This window comes from Ignavibacteriota bacterium, from assembly GCA_016708125.1.
Classification (GTDB): Bacteria; Bacteroidota; Ignavibacteria; order Ignavibacteriales; family Melioribacteraceae.
The window spans coordinates 787642-804267 of record JADJGF010000001.1 but is presented as its reverse complement, the minus strand read 5'-3'; the positions used below and the strand labels follow the sequence as shown (position 1 = coordinate 804267).

Annotated in this window: 16 protein-coding genes; 5 read left to right on the top strand and 11 right to left on the bottom strand. The window is 28.8% G+C overall.

Features of this window, described 5'->3' with window-relative positions; all coding sequences use genetic code 11:
- Positions 1-31 precede the first annotated feature (31 nt).
- Positions 32-1429: an aldehyde dehydrogenase family protein gene (locus tag IPH62_03805; GenBank protein ID MBK7104390.1), complete on the bottom strand. Its 1398-nt coding sequence runs from the start codon at positions 1427-1429 to the stop codon at positions 32-34.
- A 92-nt stretch (positions 1430-1521) separates the two neighbouring features.
- Between IPH62_03805 and IPH62_03800 the strand changes: the two genes are divergently transcribed.
- On the top strand, positions 1522-3681 hold the full coding sequence (locus tag IPH62_03800) for a S46 family peptidase (protein MBK7104389.1): 2160 nt from the start codon (positions 1522-1524) through the stop codon (positions 3679-3681).
- Position 3682: 1 nt separating this feature from the next.
- Here IPH62_03800 and feoB read toward each other — a convergent pair whose 3' ends face one another.
- On the bottom strand, positions 3683-5701 hold the full coding sequence (gene feoB, locus IPH62_03795) for a ferrous iron transport protein B (GenBank protein MBK7104388.1): 2019 nt from the start codon (positions 5699-5701) through the stop codon (positions 3683-3685).
- Complete coding sequence (locus IPH62_03790; protein MBK7104387.1) at positions 5698-5919, bottom strand: ferrous iron transport protein A; 222 nt, start codon at positions 5917-5919, stop codon at positions 5698-5700. The genes feoB and IPH62_03790 overlap by 4 nt, the downstream gene beginning before the upstream one ends.
- A 156-nt stretch (positions 5920-6075) precedes the next feature.
- Between IPH62_03790 and IPH62_03785 the strand changes: the two genes are divergently transcribed.
- The 3 genes from IPH62_03785 (at position 6076) to IPH62_03775 (ending at position 9475) form a co-directional block, all read left to right on the top strand.
- Positions 6076-6837 carry an HAD hydrolase-like protein gene (locus IPH62_03785; GenBank protein ID MBK7104386.1) on the top strand — a complete coding sequence of 254 codons (762 nt, stop codon included), beginning with the start codon at positions 6076-6078 and terminating at the stop codon, positions 6835-6837.
- Positions 6838-6975: 138 nt separating this feature from the next.
- A complete protein-coding gene (locus IPH62_03780) occupies positions 6976-7365 on the top strand; it encodes an energy transducer TonB (protein ID MBK7104385.1) in 390 nt (129 codons plus the stop codon).
- 13 nt (positions 7366-7378) lie between these two features.
- Positions 7379-9475: a methyl-accepting chemotaxis protein gene (locus IPH62_03775; GenBank protein MBK7104384.1), complete on the top strand. Its 2097-nt coding sequence runs from the start codon at positions 7379-7381 to the stop codon at positions 9473-9475.
- Positions 9476-9483: 8 nt separating this feature from the next.
- On the opposite strand, the gene coaD is transcribed toward IPH62_03775, so the two are convergent.
- Genes coaD through hrcA form a run of 8 tightly spaced genes read right to left on the bottom strand, consistent with a single transcriptional unit; the run spans position 9484 to position 15446 of the window.
- Positions 9484-9996, bottom strand: a complete 513-nt coding sequence (gene coaD, locus IPH62_03770) for a pantetheine-phosphate adenylyltransferase (GenBank protein ID MBK7104383.1) — start codon at positions 9994-9996, stop codon at positions 9484-9486.
- A 38-nt stretch (positions 9997-10034) separates the two neighbouring features.
- On the bottom strand, positions 10035-10580 hold the full coding sequence (gene rsmD / locus IPH62_03765) for a 16S rRNA (guanine(966)-N(2))-methyltransferase RsmD (protein ID MBK7104382.1): 546 nt from the start codon (positions 10578-10580) through the stop codon (positions 10035-10037).
- Positions 10577-11491: a pilus assembly protein PilM gene (gene pilM, locus IPH62_03760; protein ID MBK7104381.1), complete on the bottom strand. Its 915-nt coding sequence runs from the start codon at positions 11489-11491 to the stop codon at positions 10577-10579. Before pilM ends, rsmD begins: the two co-directional genes overlap by 4 nt.
- A 7-nt stretch (positions 11492-11498) precedes the next feature.
- Positions 11499-12056, bottom strand: coding sequence for a hypothetical protein (locus IPH62_03755; protein MBK7104380.1), 558 nt, complete (start codon positions 12054-12056; stop codon positions 11499-11501).
- A 24-nt stretch (positions 12057-12080) separates the two neighbouring features.
- On the bottom strand, positions 12081-12626 hold the full coding sequence (locus IPH62_03750) for a helix-hairpin-helix domain-containing protein (protein ID MBK7104379.1): 546 nt from the start codon (positions 12624-12626) through the stop codon (positions 12081-12083).
- A complete protein-coding gene (dnaJ, locus tag IPH62_03745) occupies positions 12623-13744 on the bottom strand; it encodes a molecular chaperone DnaJ (protein ID MBK7104378.1) in 1122 nt (373 codons plus the stop codon). Before dnaJ ends, IPH62_03750 begins: the two co-directional genes overlap by 4 nt.
- Positions 13745-13782: 38 nt before the next feature.
- The gene (locus tag IPH62_03740) at positions 13783-14379 is read right to left on the bottom strand and encodes a nucleotide exchange factor GrpE (GenBank protein MBK7104377.1); all 597 of its coding nucleotides are present in this window, start codon (positions 14377-14379) and stop codon (positions 13783-13785) included.
- A gap of 23 nt (positions 14380-14402) precedes the next feature.
- Entirely contained in the window at positions 14403-15446 is a 1044-nt protein-coding gene (gene hrcA, locus IPH62_03735; protein ID MBK7104376.1) for a heat-inducible transcription repressor HrcA, read from the bottom strand.
- Positions 15447-15628: 182 nt separating this feature from the next.
- Here hrcA and IPH62_03730 point away from each other — a divergent pair, with 182 nt between their 5' ends.
- Entirely contained in the window at positions 15629-16624 is a 996-nt protein-coding gene (locus IPH62_03730) for a phosphoribosylformylglycinamidine cyclo-ligase (protein ID MBK7104375.1), read from the top strand.
- The last annotated feature ends 2 nt before the right edge of the window (positions 16625-16626 follow it).

Sequence of the window (16626 nt, the reverse complement as noted above, 5' to 3'; positions counted from 1 at the left end):
GTAGTTTAAATAATTACTGAAGCAATTTTTTTTAAAAATATCTCACTAATAAATCAATAATTTTTTTCTTAAAATTTGTGTAAGGCGGATAAATAATTTTTAATAAATTAAACCTTCCGCTTTTAATATATGATCTTTCATTTGAAAAAGTTTTAAATCCCGCAAAACCATGTGACCTTCCCATTCCACTATTTTTAACTCCGCCAAAAGGTAAATGATAATGACTAAATTGAACAACCAAATCATTTATTCCAACTCCACCGGATTCTGTTTGCGAGGTAATTTTATCTATAACTTTTTTATTTTTGCTAAAAATATATATTGTTAACGGAGCGCAAAGATTATTTATCCACTCAATTGCATCATCGGTTTTTTCGTATTCAATTATTGGTAAAATTGGACCAAAAATTTCTTCTTCTGTAATTTTACAATTTTTACAATTTGTTAAAATTAACGTTGGTTCAATAAATCTATTTTCTAAATTATGATTTCCGCCGTAAATAATTTTACTTCCATTCACTAAAGCATTTTCAATCATTTCCGTTAATTTATTGTGATGTTTTTCAGAAATAATTCTTGCATAATCTCCATTTTCTTGAATGTTATTTCCCGAACTTTTATAGAATTTGTCAATTGATTCAATTAGCAATTTTGAAAATTGCGAAATTATTTTTTTATCAACTAATACATAATCCGGCGCAATACAAGTTTGACCTTTATTTAAAAATTTTCCCCAAACTATTTTTTCCGCAGCAGATTTTAAATCGGCAGTTTCATCAATAATTACGGGCGATTTTCCGCCAAGTTCTAAAGTTATTGAAGTAAGATTTATCGCGGCAGATTTTGCAATAATTTTTCCAACTTCGGTGCTTCCGGTAAAAAATATATGATCAAAATTCAGTTCCAATAATTCGGAAGAAACATTTCTGTTTCCTCTAATTACAGCAATTTCATTTTGTGGAAATAATTCTGAAATCATTTCTTCAATTAATTTCCCGGTATTTTCAGAAAATTCACTTGGTTTAATAATTACAGAATTTCCCGCTGCAATTGCAGAAATCAATGGACCAATTGTTAGCAAAAAGGGATAATTCCACGGAGAAATTATTAATACATTTCCTTTTGCTTCATATTTAATAAATACTTTGTGAGTTAATAAAGTTAGCGTTCTTCTTACGCTTTTCGGATTCATCCATTTTTTTAGATTTCTTTTTGCATGTTTTAATTCGGAAAGAACCGGATAAATTTCTGTTAAATCAGTTTCATCAAAATTCTTTTTAAAATCATTGTGGAGTGCAGTTTTGATCCTATCTCTATTAGTTAAAATCCATTTTTGAATTTTAATTAATTTTTGAATTCTCTCTTTTTCAAAAGTATTTTTTATGTTTGTTTTATTTTCAAACTGAAGTTGAAATATTTCCTTTCTCATTTATCGCTAAAAGTTTTTGAATAAAAATTGTAATCAACACAAGTAAAATAAAACTTATTTCTGCAAATTGATTGAATTAATATTTGTAAATTTTGAACATAAAAATATTTCCCAAAAATGGTGAAGCGATGATTTTAAGAAAACTAATATTCGAGATTTTAATAATTCTATTTGTTGCAGAAATAAATTTTGCTCAATCAAATTTTTATGAACCAATTGATATAAATGATGTGAAATGGTCGATTGATGATTTTGGAAAAATGTGGACGTTCGATAAAGTTCCGATTGATAAATTTGAATCTGCGTATGGATTTAAGCCATCTGAAGAATGGCTAAATGATGTACAAAAATCTGCACTTCAATTTGAAGGAGGATGTTCTGCAGCTTTTGTTTCGGAAAATGGATTAATAATGACAAATCACCATTGCGGAAGAAATGAATTATTTACGGTTCAAAAAGAAGGAGAAAATTTATTAAAAAATGGTTTTTATGCAGAAGAACTTGAGGATGAAAGAAAAATCGAAGGACTTTTTGTTGATCAATTAATTTTGATAAATGATGTTACAAATGAAATAAAAAATTATATGAATTCCGGCAAAACAGATGAAGAAAAAATTAAATTGCGTGAAGAAATGAAAGATTCGCTTGTTAGTAAATTTAATGCTGAAACCGGATTGAATTGCAAAATTGTTACACTTTATATTGGCGGAAAATATTCACTTTATGGATACAAAAGATATAATGATATTCGTTTGGTAATGGCACCGGATTTTCAAATTGCAGCAACCGGATGGGATTGGGATAATTTTACTTATCCAAGGTATGAATTGGATTTTATGTTTTACAGAGCATATGAAAATGGCAAACCAATAAAAACTGAAAATTATTTCAAGTGGAGTAAAAATGGTGCTGAAGAAAACGAACCAATTTTTGTTGTTGGTCGACCAGGCAAGACAGAAAGATTACTTTCTTATGCCGAATTGGAATTTTTAAGAGATTATACTTTTAGAGAAAGTTTAATTGGATTTAATTCTATTTACGATGCATACTTTAATCTATATGAAAATGATTTAGAAAATGATGAACTGCTAAATAGAGTTATGGGTTTTGGAAACGCAAGGAAATCATACGCAGGAAGATTAAGTGGTTTAAAGAATGAATTTATCATGAAGAAGAAATTGGATTTTGAAAATGAACTTATTGAAAAAGTTAAATCAAATTCTGAACTAAATGAAAAATATGGAAATATTTGGAACTCAATAAAAATTGTTTTGGATGAATTAAAAAATTATTCAGCACAAAATACAGTTTTAAGATTTAGCAGAATTATTCGCCCGGTATATTTTAAAATTGCAGAAGATCTCATAGAATTAACCGAACAAAAAAATCTTCCAAATGATAAAAGATTAGAAAAATTTAAAGATGAAAAATTAGCTGAAACAAATGAGAAAATATTTCCGGATTCAATCAATCTAAAATTGGAAAATAATTTTCTGAAAGCCCATAAAAGTTTTATAACAAAATTACTTGGTGAAGAAAATAATTTGTATAAAATTCTTTATTCAAATTTTACAATTGATGAATTATTACAAAATTCAATGTTAACAAAAAGGGAAAGTTTTTTAAAATTAGCAGAATTAAATTCTAATGAAATTATAAATAGTAATGATCCGTTTATCAAATATATTCTTGCAGTAAAAAAAATTAGTGATGAAATAAAACCCAAAATAACAGAACTAAATAATACACGGGAAGTTTTAAATCAATCTTTAGGAGAAGTAATTTCAAATATTTTTGGAGATAAGATTCCTCCGGATGCAACATCTACTTTACGAATTTCAGATGGCGTAATAAAAGGTTATGAATATAACGGAACAATTGCTCCCGGAAAAACTACATATTACGGTTTGTGGGATCGTTACGAATCATTTAATAAAAAAACATATCCTTGGGGATTGCATGAAAGATGGAAAAATATTCCAGAAGATTTGGATCTTTCTACGGCAATTGGATTTGCATCAACAAATGATATTGTTGGTGGAAATTCCGGAAGTTCGGTAATAAATAAAAATCAAGAAGTTGTTGGCTTAGTTCACGATGGAAATATTGAAAGTCTTGCCGGCGATACAATTTTCTTAGAAGAAAATAACAGAACAGTTGCAACAGATTCAAAAGGATTAATTGAAGCATTAAAATATATTTACAAAACTGAAAGATTGGTTGAAGAACTATTAACTGGAAGAAGGGAATAAATTAGTCAATTCCAAACAATCTCAAACCGTTTACTGTAATAAATGTTGCAATGTACGCAAAACCGGAAAAAATTAAAATTTGAAAAATTGGAATTCGCCAATGACCGGTTTCTTTTTTTGCCACGGCTATTGTTGATAAACACTGCATTGCAAAAACAAAAAATACAATCAAACCAAGAATTGTTGCCGGAGTAAATAAGTTTTTATTTGTACCATTAATTTTTGCATTTCGCATTGCATGAAGAATTGAATCTCGTAAAGTTTCTTCATTACTTGTAACTTTGAAAATTAATGCAAGTGAGCTTACAAAAACTTCACGTGCAACAAACGCAGAAATTAATGAAACTCCAATTCTCCAATCCATTCCAATAGGCTGCATAATTGGTTCAACTATTTTACCAATTTGTGCAGCATAAGAAGTTGAAATTCTTTCCATTTGTAATGCATCAGCAATTTCAATTTCTGATAAATTTGTTGTATCAATTTTGGGATTTGTATTTGGAAAATATGTAAGCATCCATAATATAATTGAAAAAACAATAATTACCGGACCAGCTTCTTTAATATATTGTTTAGTGCTTGATAAAGTGTTCAAGAAAACAGATTTAAATTTTGGAATTTTATAAGATGGCAATTCTAAAATAAATGAAGAGCTGTCTTCTTCTCTAATTATTGTTTTACTAAATTTATTTATTATTCCGGCAATTACAACCGAACTAATTATACTGAATAAATAAATAAATGAAAAAATAAATCCGCCGATTAAAAAATTTTCTTTTGGAATTAAGAAAGCAATAAGTAATGCATAAACCGGAAGTCTTGCGCTACAGCTCATTAAAGGAATAATAAAAATTGTTAATAATCTTTCTTTTCTATTTGAAATTGTTCTGGCAGCAAGCATTGCGGGAATTGCGCAAGCAAAGCCGGAAAGCATAGGAACGAATGATCTGCCGTTCAATCCAATTTTTGATAAAGGTTTATCAATTAACATTGCGCCGCGTGCTAAATATCCAGTATCTTCAAGAAATCCCAGAATTAAAAAAAGAATTACAATTTGCGGAACAAATACAATTACAGCTCCAACACTGCTAATAATTCCATCGGAAATTAAATCACTGTACCAATTGCTTCCAAGATATGATGAAGTTAAATTTGCAAACGTAGCAAATAATTCATCTACAAATTCCATAAGTGGAAGTGCGAGCCAAAATATTGAAGTAAAAGTTGCGCCGGTAATTAAAAGGAAAAAAATAATTCCCCAATATTTATGTAAAAGAACTTTATCTAATTTAAGTGAAAAACTATCTGGTTTATTTTTAAAATTAGTTGATAATTTATTTAACTGCTCATTTGCATTTTTGAGATTTTTTTCATTTGCCAAAGGAGTAATAACTTCATCTTCAATTTTTTCAATTTCTTTGTAAAAGTTAATTATTCTTTCTGCGTGTGAGCTTGGGACTAATTTATTTAAATTATTCTTTTCATTGTTTGATGTTTTTAAAATGTGAACAACAACTGAAATTAAATTTTCAATTCCATTTCCGCTTCTTCCGTCAATCTTTACAACTTTACAACCAATTTTTTCTTCTAATTTTATTGGAGAAATTGTAAATCCTTTTTTCTGTAAAATATCAGTCATTGTTAAAACAATTATTACTCTAAAATTTGAAGTTAAAAGCTGTTTAACAAGCAATAAATGTCTTGAAAGCTGACTTGAATCAACAGTTACAATAACAATATTCGGAATTCCAAATTTCGGATGTTCATAAAGAGAATTAACGGTAATTTCTTCATCCGGAGAATTTGGAATAAGGCTAATAATTCCAGGTGAATCTAAAAGATTTGCATCAACATTAAATTTTGTTAAAAAACTTGAAGAATTATATTCAATTGTTGAACCCGGATAATTAACGGTTTTGAAATTCTTTCCGCTTAACAAATTGAATAAAGTAGTTTTTCCAGAATTTGGCGGTCCAACTAAAGTAATTAAAGGTTGTGTTGCAATTAATGTTTCTTTCATGATAAGATAATTGATTCCGCTTCATTTTTCCTAATTGCAATCATAGTTCCGCGCAATGAAAAAGCTAAAGGATCGTTAAAAATTGAAGAACTAATTAATTCTATTTCTTGTCCGGGAGTAAATCCAATTTCAATTATTCGTCTAAAAGAAGGATGACTTTCATCTATATAATTAATAAATGCTTTTTCTCCGAATTTAAGTTTTGCAGCAGTTTTCATAATAAAATTATCGATGAAGATTGAATATTATTTAGATTGAATCTACATAAACTTAGTCAGTATAATATATTTTGTCAAGCTAAAAGAAAGAGAAAAACATCCAATTTAACTTTAAATGATTCTTTTGAGTTTTAGAATTTGTTTGTAGATTAAAATATGCAAAAACCAATATTAATAGATTTGGATGGAGTTTTACGAGTTGGAAATTCATTAGCTGAACATTGCAAAGAATTTATAAATTTTATTGAAACAAATAAAATTCCTTCGTGTATTTTAAGCAATTCGTCTTTATATACTTCAGATCAAATTAGAAATTTTTTTTATTCGAATAAAATTGAAATTAAAATTCCCATAATTACCGCAATTGATGCCGCTTATGATTATATAAAAGGAAAATATAAAAAAGCCGCAATTTATACTTCTGAAAATGTAATTGGTAAATTTTCCGAGTTTTTGGAATATGAAAATCCCGAAGCGGTTTTACTTGGCGATATTGGCGCAAATTGGAATTACAAATTAATGCAAACAATTTTTGAATATATCAGAAATGGAGCAGAATTAATTGCAGTTCATAAAAATAAATTTTGGAATGTTCCGGGAATAGGAATTCAGTTAGATGCAGGACCTTTTATTCATGGAATTGAATTTGCAACTTCAACAAATGCAACTTTAATTGGTAAGCCTTCAAAGTTATATTTCAAATCAGCGTTAAAAAAAAATGGATTTGATGAAAATTCAAAATTTATAATGTTAGGGGATGATTTAGAAACAGATATGAAAGGAGCAAAAGAGTTAAATGCTGAAACAATTTTAATTCTTACTGGAAAAACAAAAATTCCGATTCCAGAAAATTTTAATTTATATATTGATCATATTGCAGAAAATTTAAATGACGTGATAAAAATAATTGAAAAATGATTTAAGTAAATTTTAAATTATTTCATTCAACTTACCACTTACAACAAAATATTACCGTTCGCAACAAATTAAAACTCCAATTTAAACTTCAATTCAATATCCTCGATAATTCCTTGTTGAAAAATATAGAGGGAAAATATGTACAAAAAATTATTATTAATTATTCTGTTAACAATAATTAACACGTTTGCTGAAAATTCAAATTATTATGGAATACAACAAAATGATGAATATTTAGCTTTTGCTGAACAAATGCCGGAACCTGTTGGCGGACTTGAATCAGTTTATAAACTAATAAAATATCCCGAGTTAGCTCAAAAAGCCGGAGTGCAAGGTAAAGTTTATGTTTTAGCATTTATTGATGAAAATGGGACAGTTGATGATGTTAAAGTTGTTAAGGGAATTGGTGCCGGCTGTGATGAAGCTACGGTTGAAGCTGTTAAAAAAAGTAAATTCGCTCCGGGTAAATCCGGCGGTAAAAATGTTAAAGTGAAAATGTCTTTACAAATTCAATTTAAAATTTCCTAAAAAGAAGGTAAACATGTTAAGCTTTATAAAAAATTTAAAATTTGTCCGAAAAATTCAACTTGGGTTTTTATTACTTGGTACAATTTCGACACTTATTGCTTTAAGCGATATGTATCAAATAAATAAAATGAAAAATTCTAAAGCAGCATTATACACCGATTTTATTACTCCAAAAGGACATATTGATGATTTATACAGCGAATTTCAGAAAACGCAATTTATTATGCTGAAACTTTCTATTGCTGAATTTTCAACGGAGTTTACAAAAAATATTGCAGAATATAATTCACACAAAATAAAAATTGATGAGTATTTAGATACACTTCAAAATGAAATTACCAGCGAAGATTTTAAGAAACAATTTGGAATCATTAAAGCTACTTGGAGTGAATACAAAAATATAGTTGCCGATGCTATTATTAGTGCATCTGCTTCCGGAATGTATGATATGGCAGCTGTAATTTCTACAACCTCCGGCGAAGAATACGGATCAAAGTTAGTTAATCATTTTGATAAAGTAGTAAGTGAGCTTGAAATTCAATCAACAAAACTTAACCAACAATTTTCGCAAGCTGAAGAAAATGCTTTAAGATTTTTAATTACTGGAATGATTGCCGGAACAATTGTATTGATGTTCAGCGTATTTATGCTTGCGCCAAAATTAAGTAAACCAATAAGTGAATTTGTAAATATATTTAAAGAATTCTCATTAGGTAATTTTGAATTTGAAATAAAAAGTCGTTCCAAAGATGAGTTTGGAAAACTCATGGAAATTGCGGATCAGTTTAAAGAAACTCAGATTGAGAAGATAAATGCAGCTAAGAAAATTGCCGAAGGAAGTTTAGAAAAAGTAAATGAAGCCTCGCAAAAAGATAGTTTAGCAAAAGCATTTAATAGTGAAGTTATTACAATTGAAAATATGTTAGATGAAATTGACAAAATGTTAGACGCAAATGAAAAAGGCGACTTACAATTTAAAATGCGATCAGAAAGTTTTGATGGCGGCTGGGCAAGAATATTAGAAGGATTTAACAAAATTAGAAAATCTACAATAGAACCAATTGATGAGGCAAGAAAAGTTTTAGCTTTAATGGCTAATGGAGATTTTAGAACAAAAATGATTGGAAATTATAAAGGTGATTATGAGAATATTAAAAATGATGTAAATAAAGTTGCTGTATCATTAAGTGAAATAATTGGCAGAGTTAAATTAAGTACAGAAGAATTAGCATCATCGGCAAATCAAATTCAATCAAAGACGATAGAAATGGCTGCTGGAGCGGGTGAACAAAATTCACAAACAAGTGAAGTTGTATCATCTATTGATGAAATGACAAGAACAATTACAGACAGCACAAAAAATGCAAGCGAAGCTGCAAAGACTGCAGAACAAGCTGGTAACAAAGCTAGAAACGGCGGAAGAGTTGTGAAAGAAACCGTTGAAGGAATTAATAGAATTGCAGATGTTGTAATAAAGTCAGCTATTACAATTGAAGAACTTGGAAAATCAAGCAACCAAATTGGTGCAATTATCCAAGTAATTAATGAAATTGCAGATCAAACAAATTTATTGGCACTAAATGCGGCTATTGAAGCAGCACGCGCTGGTGAACACGGAAGAGGATTTGCTGTTGTTGCCGATGAAGTTAGAAAATTAGCTGAACGTACAACGAGTGCTACAAATGAAATTAAACAAATGATAAAACGAATTCAGGAAGATACAACAGGTGCAGTTGAAGCAATCGATAAAGGAAAACAAGAAGTTGAAAAAGGAAAAACTTTAGCTGTCGATGCAGGAAATGCGCTTAAAGAAATTATTATGAATACGGATGAAGTTACATCACTAATAAACCAGCTTGCAGCGGCAAGTGAAGAACAAAACGCTACAAGTCAGCAAATAGCACAGAACGTTGAACTAATTCAAACTGTAACTCAGCAAGCGACAGAAAGCACCGGACAAATAAGTGAAGCTGCGGAAAACTTAAATAAATTGACGGAAAATTTACAAGCAATAGTTAATAAATTTCAGCTTGACTACTCTGATGAAATTCCAAATGAATTTGAGAAAAGAGAATATTCAAAACCTAAATCTAAATATCAATACGTATAAAATTTAATTTATTGATCTCTTATATCTTGTTTGGGAATTTCACTTTTTTGACTTTTATTCTGTAACATTTTGCTAACAATCGGCGGAACGAAATCAGAAATATCACTATTAAATTGCGCTAAATTTCTTACAATTGTTGAGTTAAGATATGTGTATTTTTCGTGCGGCATAAGAAAAACGGTTCGTAAATTTTCATCTAATTTTCTATTCATCAATGCCATTTGAAATTCATATTCAAAATCGCTGATAGCTCTCAAACCTCTTATAATTCCAATTGCGCCAACTTCTTTTGCGTGATCAACAACTAAACCTTCAAACGAATCAACCTGAACATTTTTAAATTCTTTAAGACTTTCTTTAAGCATTACCAATCTTTCTTCTACTGTAAACATAGGTGATTTGATTGGGTTTCTCGCAACAGTTACCACAACTTTATCAAACAAATCAATTGCTCTTTTTATAACATCTATGTGTCCGTTTGTAACGGGATCAAATGTACCGGGATAAATTACAATTTTCATATTTATTTCTTCTTTGTTAATTAAAATTATAAAAAATATTATTTCGTGAATTGATAAATTAAACTGTCTCCTAATTTTTTAATTGGAGTTAAGTTAAAATTTCTCACATCTTCAGTTTCTGTTTGAATCGATCTTTCAATAATTAGAATTCCGTCTTCATTTAATAAATTATTTTCAATAATATTTTTATAGACCAAGTAAACATCATCTTTAAAAAACGGAGGATCAGCAATTATTAAATCATACTTTTGATGATTTCCATTACTCGTAAATTTTAATGATGTCATTTTAAAAGTTTTACAAAATTCTTCAACCTTTAATATTTCAATATTTGCTAAAATATTTTTGTAAACAACAAAATTATTTTCAACAAAATGAACTTCTTTTGCTCCTCGGCTAATAATTTCTAATCCTAGCGAACCGGTTCCGGCATATAAATCACAAGCAATAATATTTTCAAAATCAATAATGTTATTTAGATAATTAAATATTGATTCCTTATTTTTATCTGTTGTTGGTCTAACCAAATTTGATTTGGGAAATTTAATTATTCTGCCTTTCAAACTTCCAGCGATTATCCTCATGATATTAATCTAAGCGCCATTCCTAATGCAGCATTGAATTTTGTTGAGTTTACGTTTATCGAATTTTTAAGATGTGTAACATCAAGATTTAGTTCATCAAAGGGATTTATTATTTTTAGATTACACTCACATGAATTTTTTAAATTATTAATAAGCTCATTGCTGATTGTTGAACCGAGGAAAAATATTTCTGTAATTTTACTTTTCATAAGATTTCTATTTTCAATCTCTGAAAAAATATCTTTTATATAAAGCATCACTTCCGAAATATTTAAATAATTTTTTGATTTTGAAAAAACAATATTACTGTTCACAATATAAATTGAAGAAATATTTTTTTCATCAATCCACAACGAAAAGCAATTTAATTGCGGATTATTATACGCCAATAAAGAATTAGCGGAAATATGAGAAATATCTATTGATTTAAGAGTGAGATTATTTCTTACGCAAAATTTAAAAATTCGTTTTAACAAGTCTTTCTTAATCGCATAAATCATAAACCTAAGAAACGGCTGATAAGTTGGAGTTTCCAAATTTATTTTTTGGAGGCTATAATCTTTAATATTTTCCGTCGGAAAAAGTTTAGAAAATTCCCAATTACAATATTCTGTTAAATCATTTTTGGTAAGATTTTTATCAACCGGAATTTCGAAAATTTTGAAAAAATTTAGAGGTAATGAAATTAAAACTTTTGAAGTGACAAGAGGTTTACGTAAAAGAATTTCGTTAAATGCATTTTGAAGAATGTGGATGAATTTTGGTTCTTTAAGGTTCGGTTCTAAGTTTTCCTCAAAAAATTCTTCATCAACATTCTCCAAATAAACTTTGTTTTTTTTATTACTAATCTCAACTAATTGAATTGAGGTATTAGAAATATTAATACCAACTTGATTAGTTAAGTCAGTCATCCAATATTTATTCCCAAGAAGCTGAGTGTTTTTTCTTTGGATTATCTAATTCGCCAATTGTTCCATATCCATCAGGGCTTTCAAGAAAATAATTTGAGCCAATAATAGTTGTTGAATCAACTTTTAAAATTTGTCCACGGACATTTATTACAGTATCAATGGTCATTGTAGTATCAATTTTGAGAACAAAAGGTTGATGAGATTTTGGTGAATACATTAAAGATTCCGGAACAAAAGAACCAACTGTTAAAATTGCAAATGGGTTTGTAGATTTATTTGTTAAAGAATCAACACCATTAATTAAATTAACAACATCATTGTCATTTTTAACAAAGTTGATTAACGCACTTAAATCATCAGTAAAATTTTTATTCTTTTTTTCCCATAAGATTTGTGCTTGTCTAATATTGCTCATTCTTAAATGTGATTCTTCAGAATAATATTTTTCCTTGTCAATGTAATCTGTAGGATCAATAATTGCCACCTTGATAAGTATTAAAACCAGAATAGCGATAACTACATATAACGCAGCATGTATATACCATGGTTCACTCTTTTGATTCATTTTTCCTCCGGATAATAGAATTTCTTATTTTTCGATGTATAAATAATTTGCAATTGCATTAAATTTTTTTTGACCAATTCCTTTTACATCCAACAATTCTTCATTTTTTTTAAAACCACTTCTTTTATTTCTTAACTCAATAATTTTTTCGGCTGTTTTTGGACCAATTCCCGGTAATTTCGTTAATTCAATAATGGAAGCAGTATTTATATTAATACTATTCTTCTTTAAATTATTGCTGATTTTCTTATTTGAATCTAATTTCTTTACACTAAAATCTGAAAGTTCTTGGTCAGAATCAACTCTTTTTTCAACAATTTTATGATCATATTGTATTGATTTTTGTTCAAGTTCTATTGCTTTGCTTAAACTATCAAAAAAAATAAAATTATATTTTTTAGATGGTTCTTCCGAAATTTTCAGATTTGTAAACTTTATTGAAAATCCTAAAACCAAAATAATTAAAATAAACGCACCAGATTTAATTTCTTGCGTTGTTAAACTTAGCTTACGAGAAATATATTTTGATAAATCTTTCAAAATAAGCTCAACAATTTGAAAAAGTATTATCTATTTGCGCTAATTATATTTGGCAATTTGCCTAATTCTTTAAGCAGTTCTTTTTCTTTAGAATTAATCTTTTCGGGAACATGAATATTAATTCTAACCAATTGATCGCCCGATCCATGCTGATTTAAATGCGGAATTCCTTTGCCGCGCATTTTTAGAAATTTTCCGGGCTGAGTTCCGGGTTCAATTTTTAAACTTGCTCTTCCGTTAATTGTAGGAATTTCAATTGAAGTTCCCATAACAATATCCGGGAAGCTTAGGAAAAGATCATAAATTAAATCATCACCGTCTCTAAGGAAATATTCATGTTCAATTTCTTGAAAAACAACAATAATATCACCAGCCGGACCGCCATTTTTTCCGGCATTTCCTTCGCCGCGCATTGTCATATAACTATTGTTTGTAACTCCGGCGGGAACGTTGACTTTTATTTTTGATTCCTCATGAACTCTTCCATCTCCGGAACAAGTTCTACAAGGATCTGAAATAATTTTTCCGGTTCCTTTGCAATTATGGCAAACAGAAATATTTACAAATTGTCCAAATATTGATCTGGAAACTTCCCTAACTTCGCCGGCTCCGTTACAAACTGAACAAGTTTTAAATCCGGAACTACTATTTGCTCCAGTTCCATTACAGTTTGAACATTGCGTATGTTTTTTAATCTTAATTGTTTTCGAAACTCCGGAAGCAATTTCTTCTAAAGTTAATTTTAGTGAAACTTTTAAATCAGAACCGGGCGTTCCGGTTGAGCTTTGTCTTCCTCTGCCGGATCTTCCGGTATTAAATAAATCATCAAAAATTGATGAACCGCCAAAACCTCCGCCAAATATATCAGAAAAATGGCTGAATATATCATTAACATTTTGGTAACTATGAAAATCTTGTCCGCCTCGTAATCCATTATGACCGAATCTATCATATTTTGATCTTTTTTCAGAATTGCTTAAAACTTCATAAGCTTCAGCGGCTTCTTTAAATTTTTCTTCAGAGGCTTTATCATCCGGATTTTTATCCGGGTGATATTGCATTGCCAATTTTCTATAAGCTTTTTTTATTTCATCGTTAGATGCATCTTTGGAAACACCTAAAATTTCATAATAATCTCTTTTACTCATTTAATTCCTTTATTTAACAAAATCAATTCTGAAATATACTATTCTTCAACCTCTTTACTTACAATAACTTTTGCATGCTTTATAACTCTATCTTTATAAAAATATCCCGGATCAACTTCTTCAATTACCGTATTTGGCGGAACTTCTTTTGATGGCTGTTGCAGCAAAGCTTCGTGAAAATCCACATTAAATTCTTGACCTTTCGCTTCAATTTTTTTAATTCCTTGATCATCCAACGTTTTTGTAAATTTATCTAAAACTAATTTTAATCCATTTTTAACGGATTCAAAACTATCTTCACCTAAATGTTGAACCGATCTTTGAAGATCATCATAAATTGGAAGAATTTTTATAATGAAAGATTCCGCTGCATATTTCATCAAATTTAATTGATCGTTTTCTGTCCGACGCTTGTAATTTTCAAATTCGGCAGCTTTTCGTAAAAGTAAATCTTGAAGCGATTTATTTTTTTCTTCATATTCTGCAATTTTATTTTCTACAATTTCTTCAGCTTTTTCTTCAATTTTTTCGGAATTTATTTCTTCTTTTGAATCAATAATTTCTTCATTTACTTCTTCATTTTGTTCAACTTTATTTTCTAATTCTTCATTATTTTCTTTTTGTGTTTCGCTCATTAATTTCCTCAAGTTTTTAAATTTTATTTATTAAAAATTTTTGATAATACTTCCGCCATTTCTACAACTGATGCAATTGTGTGAGAATATCTCATTCGTTTTGGACCAATAATTCCAATACTTCCGGCTACTTGTCCAATATTATATTCTTTTATAATAATGCTGTAATCATTAAGTTTTTCTTCTTTACTTTCGCTTCCGATTGTTATAGAAACTTCTCCGGAATTTCTATTAACGTTTTCATCCATAAAATGAATTATAATATCTTTATCTTCAATTAATTCAATTATGCTGCTTAATTTTTTATGATCAATAAATTCCGGCTGGGTTAATAAATTTTTTGTTCCCGTAATTATTGAATCTTCATTTGAACGAACATCCGTAAAAATTTCCGCAACTGAATCTAAAAAAACTCTAATTACCGGTTTGAATTCCGATGACGAAATATTTTTAATTCTTTCGGTTACGGTTTCTCTAATTTCCGAAAATGTTAATCCGGAAAGTCTTTCATTTAATAATCTTTCAATTGTCTTTAAACTTTTTCTATCAAATCCGCTATTTATTTCCAAAGTAATTGTTCTTATCATTCCGGAATTTATTGTGATTACAACAAGAATTCTGGAACTTGAAACTTCTACCAAACGCAATCTTTCTAAAATTGCATTCCCAAATTTTGGATAACTTACATAAGCAAGCTGATTTGTTAAACTGCTCAAGATTGATGAAGTTACTTTTAAAATTTCATTTGTATCAAAATTTAATTGCTCAAGCTGTGATTCAATAAAATCAACATCGGATTTTGGCAATTGCGGAGAATCCATTAATGAATTTACATAATATCTGTAACCCAAATCAGTAGGAATTCTTCCAGCCGAAGTATGCGGATGACCTAAAAGTCCGGATTCTTCCAAATCTGACATAATATTTCTTACAGTTGCCGGAGAAAATCCGATTCCAAATTTTTTGGCAAGATTTCTTGATCCAACCGGATTTGCAGTTAGAATAAATTGCTGAATCACATATGTTAAAATTGATTTTTCGCGTTCTTTTAATAAATCCACATTCATAGCAATAATAAGTTGATAAAATAAACCTATAAATTTACCAAAATCCTAAAAAAAATTCACTTATTTACGTTAAATTAGAAGCATAAAAATTTATCTTTTTGCATCATTTTACTTTATAATTATAATTGATGTTTCAAAAAATTTTTACGCAAAATTCTTAAATAAATAAGGAAATTATTAGATTGAAAAATAGCTATAAAGATTCCGGTGTTGATATTAAAGCTGGTGATGAAACCGTTGAAAAAATTAAAACTCTTGTAAATTCAACTTTTAACAAAAATGTTCTTTCGGGAATTGGGCATTTTGGTGCGTTTTATGAAATTGATTTGAACGAATGTAAAAATCCGGTTTTAGTTTCAAGTGTTGATGGAGTTGGAACAAAACTTAAAGTTGCAATAGATTCGGGAATACATAATACAGTTGGGCAAGATTTGGTAAATCATTGTGTAAATGATATTGCGGTTTGCGGAGCCAAGCCAAAATATTTTATGGATTATATGGCTTTCGGAAAATTAAATTCTGAAGTTGCCGCTGAAATTGTGAGTGGTTTTGCAAATGCTTGTAAAGAAAATAATGTTGCTTTAATCGGCGGCGAAACCGCAGAAATGCCCGGACTTTATAATGAAAAAGATTATGATCTTTCGGGAACAATTGTAGGAATTGTTGATAAATCTAAAATTATTGATGGAAAGAATATTGAAAAAGGAAATCTGCTAATTGGATTTGAATCAAACGGATTGCATACAAACGGATATTCGCTTGCAAGAAAAGTTCTATTTTCAAAATTTAATCTTGATGAAAATATTCCACAAATAAATTCAAATTTAAAATCTGAATTACTGAAAGTTCATAAATCATATTTAAATATTATTCAAAACTTAATTCAAAATTTTGATATAAAAGGATTTTCGCACATAACCGGCGGGGGAATAATCGGAAATACAAAACGTGTTGTTCCCAAAAATTTGAATATTAAAATTGATTGGAACTCGTGGAAAATTCCCGCAATATTTAATCTTATTCAGAATACCGGAAATATTGATGATGAAGAAATGCGAATGGTTTTTAATATGGGAATTGGGTTAATTGCAATTATTAATAAAAGTGATTTAAATGAAATTCAAAATCTGTGTAAAAGTTTAAATGAAAACCCAATTGTAATTGGTGAAATTTTTTAAAC

Bases quoted from the DNA above. Each gene is read 5' to 3' on its own strand.
- IPH62_03805 (MBK7104390.1), bottom strand. From the start codon at position 1,429: ATGAGAAAGGAAATATTTCAACTTCAGTTTGAAAATAAAACAAACATA.
- feoB (MBK7104388.1), bottom strand. From the start codon at position 5,701: ATGAAAGAAACATTAATTGCAACACAACCTTTAATTACTTTAGTTGGA.
- IPH62_03790 (MBK7104387.1), bottom strand. From the start codon at position 5,919: ATGAAAACTGCTGCAAAACTTAAATTCGGAGAAAAAGCATTTATTAAT.
- IPH62_03785 (MBK7104386.1), top strand. From the start codon at position 6,076: ATGCAAAAACCAATATTAATAGATTTGGATGGAGTTTTACGAGTTGGA.
- IPH62_03780 (MBK7104385.1), top strand. From the start codon at position 6,976: ATGTACAAAAAATTATTATTAATTATTCTGTTAACAATAATTAACACG.
- IPH62_03775 (MBK7104384.1), top strand. From the start codon at position 7,379: ATGTTAAGCTTTATAAAAAATTTAAAATTTGTCCGAAAAATTCAACTT.
- coaD (MBK7104383.1), bottom strand. From the start codon at position 9,996: ATGAAAATTGTAATTTATCCCGGTACATTTGATCCCGTTACAAACGGA.
- rsmD (MBK7104382.1), bottom strand. From the start codon at position 10,580: ATGAGGATAATCGCTGGAAGTTTGAAAGGCAGAATAATTAAATTTCCC.
- pilM (MBK7104381.1), bottom strand. From the start codon at position 11,491: ATGACTGACTTAACTAATCAAGTTGGTATTAATATTTCTAATACCTCA.
- IPH62_03755 (MBK7104380.1), bottom strand. From the start codon at position 12,056: ATGAATCAAAAGAGTGAACCATGGTATATACATGCTGCGTTATATGTA.
- dnaJ (MBK7104378.1), bottom strand. From the start codon at position 13,744: ATGAGTAAAAGAGATTATTATGAAATTTTAGGTGTTTCCAAAGATGCA.
- IPH62_03740 (MBK7104377.1), bottom strand. From the start codon at position 14,379: ATGAGCGAAACACAAAAAGAAAATAATGAAGAATTAGAAAATAAAGTT.
- hrcA (MBK7104376.1), bottom strand. From the start codon at position 15,446: ATGAATGTGGATTTATTAAAAGAACGCGAAAAATCAATTTTAACATAT.